General features: G+C 44.4%; 9 protein-coding genes. 7 read left to right on the top strand and 2 right to left on the bottom strand.

Translation table 11 applies throughout. The features are described from left to right. The coding region (locus ACED29_RS19380) for a GNAT family N-acetyltransferase (protein WP_371698454.1) at positions 1-292 on the bottom strand (292 nt) is incomplete at its 3' end. A gap of 1,026 nt (positions 293-1,318) precedes the next feature. Here ACED29_RS19380 and ACED29_RS19375 point away from each other — a divergent pair. From ACED29_RS19375 to ACED29_RS19360, 4 genes are all read left to right on the top strand, one after another. Next, a complete protein-coding gene (locus ACED29_RS19375; RefSeq protein WP_371698453.1) occupies positions 1,319-3,082 on the top strand; it encodes a YdiU family protein in 1,764 nt (587 codons plus the stop codon). A gap of 788 nt (positions 3,083-3,870) precedes the next feature. Beyond that, the gene (locus tag ACED29_RS19370) at positions 3,871-4,617 is read left to right on the top strand and encodes a (Fe-S)-binding protein (protein ID WP_124015015.1); all 747 of its coding nucleotides are present in this window, start codon (positions 3,871-3,873) and stop codon (positions 4,615-4,617) included. An 8-nt stretch (positions 4,618-4,625) separates the two neighbouring features. Continuing rightward, entirely contained in the window at positions 4,626-6,014 is a 1,389-nt protein-coding gene (locus ACED29_RS19365; RefSeq protein WP_124015014.1) for a lactate utilization protein B, read from the top strand. A 1-nt stretch (position 6,015) separates the two neighbouring features. Further along, on the top strand, positions 6,016-6,579 hold the full coding sequence (locus ACED29_RS19360) for a lactate utilization protein C (RefSeq protein WP_371698451.1): 564 nt from the start codon (positions 6,016-6,018) through the stop codon (positions 6,577-6,579). Between the two features lie 229 nt (positions 6,580-6,808). On the opposite strand, the gene ACED29_RS19355 is transcribed toward ACED29_RS19360, so the two are convergent. Further along, positions 6,809-7,708 carry a LysR family transcriptional regulator gene (locus ACED29_RS19355; protein ID WP_124015012.1) on the bottom strand — a complete coding sequence of 300 codons (900 nt, stop codon included), beginning with the start codon at positions 7,706-7,708 and terminating at the stop codon, positions 6,809-6,811. A gap of 302 nt (positions 7,709-8,010) precedes the next feature. On the opposite strand from ACED29_RS19355, the gene ACED29_RS19350 reads away from it, so the two are divergent. The 3 genes from ACED29_RS19350 (at position 8,011) to prpC (ending at position 10,819) form a co-directional block, all read left to right on the top strand. After that, positions 8,011-8,655: a GntR family transcriptional regulator gene (locus tag ACED29_RS19350; RefSeq protein ID WP_371698450.1), complete on the top strand. Its 645-nt coding sequence runs from the start codon at positions 8,011-8,013 to the stop codon at positions 8,653-8,655. A gap of 55 nt (positions 8,656-8,710) precedes the next feature. Beyond that, positions 8,711-9,589 carry a methylisocitrate lyase gene (gene prpB, locus ACED29_RS19345; protein WP_182697222.1) on the top strand — a complete coding sequence of 293 codons (879 nt, stop codon included), beginning with the start codon at positions 8,711-8,713 and terminating at the stop codon, positions 9,587-9,589. Positions 9,590-9,694: 105 nt separating this feature from the next. Beyond that, positions 9,695-10,819 (top strand): 2-methylcitrate synthase, encoded by a 1,125-nt coding sequence (gene prpC / locus ACED29_RS19340; RefSeq protein ID WP_124015009.1) that lies wholly within the window; start codon positions 9,695-9,697, stop codon positions 10,817-10,819. Positions 10,820-10,867 lie beyond the last annotated feature (48 nt).

Below are 10,867 nucleotides of genomic sequence, written 5' to 3'. Positions count from 1 at the left end.
CTAGCATTTGCTTTGCCGCCCCTCTTCCGAAGTAATCCGGTTCAACAAAAATAGCATCGACCATACCAGTTTCGGTATTGAGCTTACCGCTACCTACAACTTGACCGTCTGTTTCTGAAACATAAAAGGTTTCAAATACATCTTGAACAAACCCGTCAGACACTCCACCTTGAGTCCACAAGGAGAGCTGCTCTTTGGAGTAATACGCTGAACATTTCTCAATAATAGCGCGATTTCTGAGGTCATAAATTTTCTGAGCATCAGACTTAGTAGCTTTTCTTATTGTGATCATAAACTTACCTTCAGTGCTTTACGCATAACCTATTGAATAGCCGCTCGATGATAGAGGTCTCTACAACCTTTTACTAGACATGCTTATTTCAATAGCTTACTGAATCTACGGGGATTTATCGAGTATTAAACATCCGTTTTCGCTATCTTTTCTTATGGACTACCAGTGTGGAATTATACTGCATGTTTATCTAGAAATTTTAAGACAGATCTGAGTCTCCAAGACGTTAGAAAATATAAGGCTATATTAGCTGTTCTACGGTGATCTAATCTCTCTCACTAACGCATAAAGGGGCAAAGATGAGTTAGATTTTTGGCTTTTAAAGTACAAATTCAACTCTGAACTTGAGGCCGTTGAAGACTCTTTATAACAGAATGCGTGAGCCTGACAGGACGTCAGGCTAGTTTTCGCTGTACAGGTCGTTCTTTGCCTTCCATGCCACCACGACATTCGTGAATCCATTCACATCAGATTCCCATCGCAAGCGTTAGCATTTTTACTCTTTATGACAAGATGGGTCTAAGAAGGTTACAAATCAAAGTTAAAAGCCAAACTTATTTCCGTCGCAATTTTTTCGCAGCTGTTGTTTTTTTAGATAGCTAAAATGTTGCCGGAACGGCAGGGGCCCATTCTTTTATAAACAGCAAAGAGCGGATTGCTGTTGATCCCCTTTTGGTCGGTGCAGGGTGGAACCTTGCGATCTTAATTCAAACGAAGTTTGATAACTTGGTATGGGCGAAGCGCCCGAAGTTAGTGGCCGCAGGCCATAAGTCAGAATAGATACCCATGACAAGCTATCGATTTTACAGATTCAGCAAGCTAAGCTTTCCATTATTATAAGCAGAAGTTACCATGGATGCGGGTTGTTTCCGTTTCTCTCAGGCTCTTTCAAATTACCCTGCGCAGGCATTCGACATCAAAGGATGAAATGATTCGACTCCAGACATCGAACACATTGAACAATCATCGATACGACATATCACGCAGCGGGGAATAGCCCTTCTACTTAATCAATAAGGTATCCCTATGACTAAGCAACTGTCCCAGCATACATCCGCAACTGTCGAGACAGTCGACGATCTTGCTAAATTGGCCAATTACTCTTTGATGGACACGCTTAATAGTGATCCTGACGCAACAACAAATGGCGACGACCACAGAGCACGACAAGTGTTTTCGGGGCACTATGTCCCTGTTAAGCCGACGCCTATTGAAAACCCTGAGTACGTAGCACACAGCCAACGCTTTTTTAGTGAGTTGGGTTTTGCAGACAGCATGGCGCAGTCTGCCGATTTTATTAGCTTGTTCTCTGGCGATATTTCGCAGGTTCCAGAGCCGATGCGCAAGGTCGGTTGGGCGTGTGGCTATGCACTGTCAATCTTCGGCACCGAATACATCCAGCAATGTCCGTTCAGAACGGGCAATGGCTACGGCGATGGTCGTGCGGTTTCGGTGCTTGAAGCAGTCATCAAAGGCAAACGTTGGGAAATGCAGCTTAAAGGGGGAGGCCGCACGCCATATTGCCGCGGCGCTGACGGCCGTGCTGTATTGCGATCCAGTGTGCGGGAGTTCCTCGCACAGGAACACATGCACGCGCTTGGTGTGCCAACGTCACGTTCGCTAAGTTTGTATGTGTCTAAAACTGAGACGGTCCAGCGGCCGTGGTATTCCGAGGGCTCTAACTCACAAGATCCTGACCAAATGATCACCGAGGCTGTGGCTATCTCAACTCGTGTGGCACCCTCGTTCATTCGGGTCGGCCAGCTTGAGCTATTTGGTCGCCGCGCTCGCAAACAAGAACACCCACAAGCGATGGCAGAGCTTGAACAACTGATGCTGCATTTAGTTGATCGAGAATACGCTGATGTTATCGACCCGCAACTCACCAATGCCGAAAAGGTATTGGTGCTGGCGGGCGAGTTCCGAACTCGGCTAACTTCATTGATAGCGAACTGGATCCGTGTCGGCTACTGTCAGGGCAACTTCAACAGCGATAACTGTGCCGCAGGTGGCTTTACACTGGATTATGGTCCGTTCGGATTTTGTGATGTGTTTAACCCGCAATATCAGCCTTGGACAGGTGGCGGACAGCACTTTGCATTTCTTAATCAAGGTGTGGCAGCGGAACGCAATTTCTTGATGTTTTGCACAGCATTAAGCCCATTACTGGCGTCTGAGCCAGATTATGTCGACCAGTTGCAGCAGCTGGTCAATGGTTTTTCGGCCGAGATGCAAGCAAAAATGGAGCAGATGTGGGCCGCCAAACTTGGGCTTGGCACTTTTAACGCGGCGCTATTTGATGAACTTGAAACGCTCATGCTACAAACCCCTGTGGATTACACTCTGTTTTTCCGCGAGCTTTCGGCGTTACCGGATGATATTGGCCCACTGAAAAAAAGTTTCTACCGAGACTTAGCACAAGCCCCCGCAGGACTTGAGCAGCGCTGGTCAGCTTGGCTGACACAATGGCAATCTCTGCTCGACAGTAATGTGGTCGACAGCTCTGAGGTTGGCAGTACCGGTGACACAAATACGCAGGCGCGCAGTCGTGATGAGATTTCTGCACAGATGAAGGCTGTTAACCCTAAATATACCTTGCGCGAGTGGTTGCTAGTGCCTGCTTATCAGCAAGCCAGCGTCGGTAATTATGCACCGGTTAGAGAATTGCAGGCTGTTATGACCCAGCCTTACGCAGAGCAGTCCCAGCAAGTTGAGGACAAATACTATCGAACCAAGGCATCTGAATTCTTTGGTGTTGGTGGTTGCTCGCATTTGAGCTGTTCATCGTGATTTTTTAGGCTATTGTCACCGCCTGTCTAAATGATTCTATTTACATAGGCTGGCTGGCAATGATTTGATCATTAACAGGGCTTGTTGTTGGTCCCATTTTCGGTCGTGCTCGGCAGTTAGCTATTTCTGTCTGGCAAAATCAAGCGTCACTAGGTTAGTGGCCACAGGTCATAAAAAAAAGGGCCTCTATTGATAGAGGCCCTACAATCTTAATAAGATTAAAAGTGATACCTTTACCCAGTATTTATCCCCATTCCCATAGCAAATAAACACTGAGTAAAGTTACACATGCATTGTGTAGACATTTGATTGAAACCTCAAAGTATGCAATCAAACAATGCTAACGTGTTGTATCAAAAGTGGATTAACGTCATGAGTTAATGGATCATTCTTAACAGGGGATCTCATTGACGTCATTCAGTAAATTCAGTGTGCTTAATCGCTGCGATTGTGGCAATCAATAAAGTCCAAACTGCGACACATTGTCGCAGGCATTGTCTATTAATCCTCCTATGCATAGGTATTAGCCTGGTGTATGCAATGAAATGTAAGATATTTATCATCACGATTTAATCCTTCAGTATCGAAACAATGCCTCTGAGAATCATCAAAATAATCTTGCTATCAAAAATGGAAAAGTCTGCGGCGATATTTACTAAATAAGCACTACATATTGTAAGGATATTGGCATACATTGGTTGCACGATTATGAGTCGTTAGTCATGACATTGAATCAATAAGTGTTGATTGAGTGCCATGTTTAATAACGCTTTGGGGATACATCGCTTATGAAAATAGCATTATTTATACCTTGTTTAGTCAACCAAATGATGCCAGAAGTGGCTATCGCAACCCTGACATTATTAGAAAAATTGGGTCATGAGGTTTTTTTCCCTGCAGGACAAACCTGTTGTGGACAGCCAATGACAAACTCAGGTTGTTTTGACGAAGCTAAAAATACTACCCTTAAATTACTCAATGCCTTCAAAGGGGTTGAGTGCGACGCCATTGTTTGTCCTGCAGCCAGTTGCTTAGTCGCTGCGAAAGAAAACTTCCATGAGTTTGATGGCAGCAAAGAAGCTCAAGATGTGATTAATAAGCTTTATGAGTTGACCGAATTTCTACATGACGTTGCTCCGATTAAATCCTTTAAACGTCCAGTGGCAGCTAAAATAAGTCTGCAAATGAGCTGTCATGGTATTCGTATGCTTAATTTAGCTACGCCCACGGAAGAAATGGGCAAACAACGCTTTAACAAAGTAGAAGCGGTACTGGGCAACATTGCCGGGCTTGAAATTGTCTACCCAGCACGTATTGATGAGTGTTGCGGCTTTGGTGGTACATTTGCGGTTGATGAAGGTGCTGTGTCAGCCAAAATGGGTAAAGATAAAGCCCAAGCGCACGCCGCAACCGGTGCTAAATATGCAGTAGGGTTTGATCCCTCATGTTTATTGCATTTAGATGGCATGATCCGCCGCCAACAATTACCGATAGAAACCCGTCACATTGCCCAAATCATTAATGACGCACTTTAGGAGCCACTATGTCCGAACTATATACCGCATCGGGTTCTAAGGTGCATGCCCATAAAGCTGATATTTTTTGTCGCGATGAAACCAGAGTTGATTGGCATTCTAAAGCCCTGTGGGCATTACGTGAGAAACGTGATCGTGCCGCGGGCAGTTTACCTGAATGGGAGCAACTAAGGCTGCTAGGCTCACAGCTTAAACTGCACACCTTGAGCCATTTAGCGCAGTACCTTGAACAATTTGAACAACAATGCATTAGTAATGGCATTAAAGTGCATTGGGCTAAAGATGCCCAGCAACATAATGAAATTGTCCACGGTATTTTAGCTCAACATCAGGTTAAGAAGCTGGTTAAGTCTAAGTCGATGTTAACTGAAGAATGCCATATGAATCCGTATCTAGAACGTCACGGCATTGAAGTGGTTGATACCGATTTAGGTGAACGGATTATACAGCTAGCGCATATGCCACCATCGCATATTGTGGTGCCGGCCATTCACATGAAAAAAGAAGAAGTGGGTGAGTTATTTCACCAACAATTAGGCACTAAGGCTGGTGAGTCGGATCCCTTATATTTAACCCGTGCTGCTCGTGCGCATTTGAGAGAGAAATTCCTCAGTGCCGATGCGGCCATGACGGGGGTGAATATGGCAATTGCCGATCAAGGCGCTATTGTGGTGTGCACCAACGAAGGTAACGCTGATATGGGCGCTAACTTACCTAAGCTGCAATTGCACTCAATGGGCATTGATAAAGTACTGCCTGATATGGATTCTGCTGGGGTGTTATTGCGCACCTTAGCCCGAAATGCAACTGGGCAACCGATCACCACTTATTCTTCATTTTATCGCGGTCCGCAAGATGGCGGCGAGATGCATGTGATTATTGTTGATAATGGCCGTACTGAGATGATGAAGGATAAAATTTTAGCCGAATCGCTAAAGTGTATCCGTTGTGGCGGCTGTTTAAATACTTGTCCGGTATATCGCCGTTCAGGTGGGTATAGCTATAACTATACGATTCCTGGTCCCATTGGCATTGCTGTGGGGGCTAAGCATGATGATACCAACTCTATCCCTTGGGCATGTACTTTGTGTGGGAGTTGTACCTATGTGTGTCCAACAATGGTGCCATTAGATAAGATTATTGCTCATCATCGTCGTTTAAAAGCCGAGGCTAAGACCTTGCCTTACGGAAAAGGTGGCTATATGCCGTTAGTGGGGCGCTTTATGGCCAGTGAAACCTTAATGAATACCTCTATGTCGGCAGCAAGGTTAGCCTTACGGGTGTTACCGGGGAGTTTACTTAAGCCATTTAGTGGTGCATGGGGTAAGTATCGCGAATTACCAGTGGCACCAGAATCAAGCTTTGCTAGCTGGTATAACAAGAATCGGAGACGTTAATATGTCGAGTAAACAAACCATTTTATCAGCATTATCACAGTCGGCATTGGATAATCATGCCATGCCTGAGATCGATGTTGTGGCAAATAATGATGATCTTGTCGGCCAGTTTAATGCCAGTTTACAGTCTGTTGCAGCTACGCTTCATAGTGACGGCGGTTTAGCCTCGCTCCAGCAAGCTGTAGATGATCTGATAAAGCAAAATATGCAGGTGATATCATTAATTGAGGGTATTAAAGGTAATCGTTCAGTGCCAACAACTGCGCATCTTTTAGCGGATATTGATTATGCTGTGATTCCAGGCGATCTCGGTGTGGCCGAAAACGGTGCGATTTGGGTTAATCAACCGAGTCATAGAGTGACGCCGTTTATTTGCGAAAACCTGATCTTGGCATTATCCAAAGACAATATTGTCGCCAATATGCATCAAGCCGTTAAACAGGTGTCGCTGCAACAAGGTGATTTAGGATTATTTATATCGGGTCCGTCTAAAACGGCTGATATTGAGCAAGCATTAGTGGTGGGCGCTCATGGTGCCTGTAGCTTAAATGTGTATTTGTATTAATTTATATGAGCCAAGAGTCGTGAGTAATGTTTAACCCATGACTCATTAACACTAGGTTGCCGTGATGCCATTGACTAAGTCAGTGGCATCACTGTAACTGTTTGTCAGATTGAATCGATATCATCAAGCCATTGCAACAGCAAAAACCGCAACTCAAATCAGTAAAAATAGCCATCCACTGCCTTATAAAAGCGTTCAATCATTCCAAGTAGTTAAACCCGAGTACAGCTTAAAAATAGTCGAAAATACTCGCGGCTCGCTGCTGCAGAAACTCAATAAACAATTTTACCTTTAATGGCTGTTGTCGGCGTTGATGATACAAGATGCTGATACGGCGATGCTCGCCGGCCCATTGTGGTAATACTGTGATCAGCTCACCGTGTAAAAGCTGTTGTTTAACGAATAACTCAGGTCCGTATAAAATCCCGCCATCACCGACGGCTGCCCGCACTGCGCCGTGTAAATCACCTAAAGTTAACTTTGCCGGTCCATCGTAATAATATTGCTCACCGTCGCAATGTTTTAAGCTCCAGTTAAACAGTGGCCATACTTTAATTAATTGGTAATCAACCAGCTGCTGCGGGTGCTGTAGTTCAATCAGTTGCTTGGCATAAGTTGGCGATGCGTAGAGTCCGTAGTTCAACACCCCTAATGATGTTGACACCCAAGATGAGTCTGGTTGCGCACCACCTACTATCGCGACGTCGACACCTTCATCGATTAAATCAATGGTGCTGTTATTTTGGGTGATATGCAGTTGAATGTGCGGATGTTGTTTTGAAAAGTCATTAATCGCTTCAATTAAGATCATCGAGGTAATAGAGACGGGTGTTGATATCCGCAAAGTGCTTTGGGGTTCATTGAGGGCTTGGCCACAAATCGTATCGAACTGTGCCACCACATGATGATAACGGTCGAATAACGCTCCGCCTTCTTCTGTTAATCGCAGCTTACGTGTGCTGCGCATAATTAACTGAGTATTGAGGCTCTGTTCTAGTTTACTGATTTTGCGACTAACGGTGGCAATAGGTAACTGTAATTCTTGCGCAGCAGACGAAAACCCTCCGGCATTGACCACATGAACAAATAGATGGATCAATTCAAGATGACAGGCTAAATGTTGGCTCATTAAGAAACCCTTATTTTATTATTCGACTTATCCATTGTTTGCTCAGCACTGAGTAAAACGGACAGTTGGGTGAGCATCTGGGCATCATATTGATATCAGTAATGCCATTTTGGCTAATATTAGCATGGGCTGACTTAAGGCATTACCGACTGATTGCATAAATTAGTGATAGGTAACACTTTAGGAGGGGATTTTATTTATTGTCGACAAAAAGTCTATTTTGGGGTTGTTATACGCCTTAAAGGTGCTATATTGTCGACAACTTGTTTTGAGTTATCCCATTTTATATTCAAGGTATGAGCATGATCCAGCCGATTACTTCAGCAGATAAGACCTTTATAGCCCTAAGAGACGATATCGTCGAAGGTCGTATTGCAGCGGGTTCTAAGTTGAGTGAAACTGAATTGTCGACAAAGTATGCCGTCAGCCGTGCGGTGATCCGTGAAGCCATTAACCGCTTAGAGTCGTGCCATATTGTTGAGCGTAAAGCGAACGTCGGTGCCAGAGTCGTAGCCTTGTCACCTCAGGGACTTATCGAATTATACCAAGTGCGTGAATCACTTGAAGGAATGGCAGCACGGTTAGCGGCAAAGAACATGACCGACGATGAAATAGCCGATTTAAACCAGTTATTGCAATCTCACTTTGACGAGGTCAAAGGTGGCGAGTCTTATTATCAAGAAGCTGGCGATGTTGATTTTCATTACCGCATCATCTTAGGCAGTAAAAATAAACACCTAATTTCAATGCTATTTGATGGCATTTATCACTTGGTGCGCATGTATCGAGTGCAACTTGGCATGGCGGGTCCGCGTGTAACGACTGCTTATGATGAACACAAACATATTGTTCAGGCCATTTTAAATCGTGACGCAGAATTAGCCGAAATGCTGATGCGCCGCCATATTTTGTATTCTAAAAATAGTATCGAACATAAATTATCGTAACGACTATTCTGTAGCGTTTCGCGTTTACAGTATTAATTGCAGAGAGGGAAATATCATGAGTGCAGGTAAAAAATTTCGTCAAGCATTAGCCAATAACAAACCACTGCAAATAGTGGGTGCCATTAATGCTTATTCAGCAATGATGGCTAAGCAAATTGGCCATCAAGCCATTTACTTATCCGGTGGTGGCGTGGCTAACGCCTCTTATGGTTTACCTGATTTAGGCATGACATCGTTAAATGATGTGTTGGTTGATGTGCAACGTATTACATCTGCTTGCGATTTACCTTTGCTGGTGGACATTGATACTGGTTGGGGCGGGGCATTTAATATTGCCAAAACTATTCGTGATATGGAAAAAGCGGGCGCAGCCGCTGTGCACATGGAAGACCAAGTAGCGCAAAAGCGTTGTGGTCATCGTCCTAATAAAGAAATTGTCCCCGTAGAAGAAATGGTTGACCGCATTAAAGCGGCTGTTGATGCCCGCACAGATCCTGACTTTTTCATTATGGCGCGCACAGACTCATTTGCTCAAGAAGGCCTTGAAGCAGCAATTGAACGTGCTAAAGCCTATGTTGCAGCGGGTGCTGACGGTATTTTTGCTGAGGCAATTAAAACCGAAGAGCATTATCGTGCTTTTGCAGCAGCACTTGATGTGCCTATTTTGGCTAACATTACCGAGTTTGGCCAAACTGAACTGTGGAATAAACAGCAATTAGGCGAGTGGGGCGCATCTATGGTGTTGTACCCATTGAGCGCATTCCGTGCGATGAATAAAGCAGCCGAAAATGTTTACAGCGCTATTTTAGTTGATGGCGACCAAAAAGCGGTGGTTGATACCATGCAAACGCGGATGGATTTGTATGACTATTTAGGCTACCACGATTATGAACAAAAATTAGACAGCCTATTTGCCGAAGGCAAAAACAAATAGCCAGCCACTCTAAGAATGTGGACTGCTTTTATAATCAAAATAAAAATACCCTACAATCGCGATTAGGCACGGCTCAATCGCGACAAGCACAATAAGGAAGAGATCATGGTTGACAAGAAATTATCAGGCGCAGGATTACGCGGTCAGAGTGCTGGCGAAACTAAATTATGTACTGTGGGTAAATCAGGTTCAGGTCTGACTTATTGCGGTTACGATGTATCAGATTTAGCCGATAATGCGACCTTTGAAGAAGTCGCATATTTGTTATTTAATGGTGAATTGCCGACTCAAGCACAATTAAGTGCTTATAAAGCCGAATTGAAAGCGCAGCGTGATTTACCCGCTGCCCTTAAAGCCGTATTAAAACTGATCCCTGCTGATGCACATCCGATGGACGTGATGCGTACAGGTTGCTCGTTTTTAGGTAACCTTGAACCAGAAGTTGATTTTACTCAGCAACATAAGGCCTCGAACCGCTTGCTTGCCGCGTTCCCAGCTATCATGTGTTATTGGTACCGTTACAGCCATGACGGTGTTGAAATTGATTGCACTACAGATGAAGACTCTCTTGGTGGCCATTTCCTTAAGTTACTTCGTGGTGAAACGCCGTCAGAGCAACATCGCCGTGTAATGGATGTGTCGTTGATTCTTTATGCAGAGCATGAGTTTAACGCATCTACCTTTACTGCGCGCGTATGTGCATCAACCTTATCAGATATGTATTCGTGTGTGACTGGCGCGATTGGTTCATTACGCGGCCCGCTGCACGGTGGTGCTAACGAAGCGGCGATGGAGATGATCCAAAAATTTAGCTCGCCTGCCGATGCTAAAGTGCAAATGGCCTTGATGCTTGAACGCAAAGAAAAAATCATGGGCTTTGGTCATGCTATTTATAGCGTGTCAGATCCACGTAATGTGATCATTAAAGCATGGTCTGAAAAATTGGCTCATGAAAACGGTGATACATCTTTATATGACATTTCTGTCGCCTGTGAAGAGTTTATGTGGGACACCAAAAAGCTATTTTGTAATGCCGATTTCTTCCATGCTTCTGCTTATCATTTTATGGGTATTCCAACTAAGTTATTTACGCCAATCTTTGTTTGTTCACGTTTAACAGGTTGGGCGGCACACGTAATGGAACAGCGTTCGAACAATCGCATTATTCGTCCAAGTGCTGATTATGTTGGTAGTGAGCCACGTAAAGTGGTTGCTATCAGCCAACGTTAATCTGATTAGCCGAGTATCAATATGATGGCTCGGCTTTTTTCAATTAAC

Source organism: Shewanella sp. 5S214, from assembly GCF_041439795.1.
Lineage (GTDB): Bacteria > Pseudomonadota > Gammaproteobacteria > Enterobacterales > Shewanellaceae > Shewanella > Shewanella vesiculosa.
This window is presented reverse-complemented; position numbering and strand designations above follow the sequence as displayed.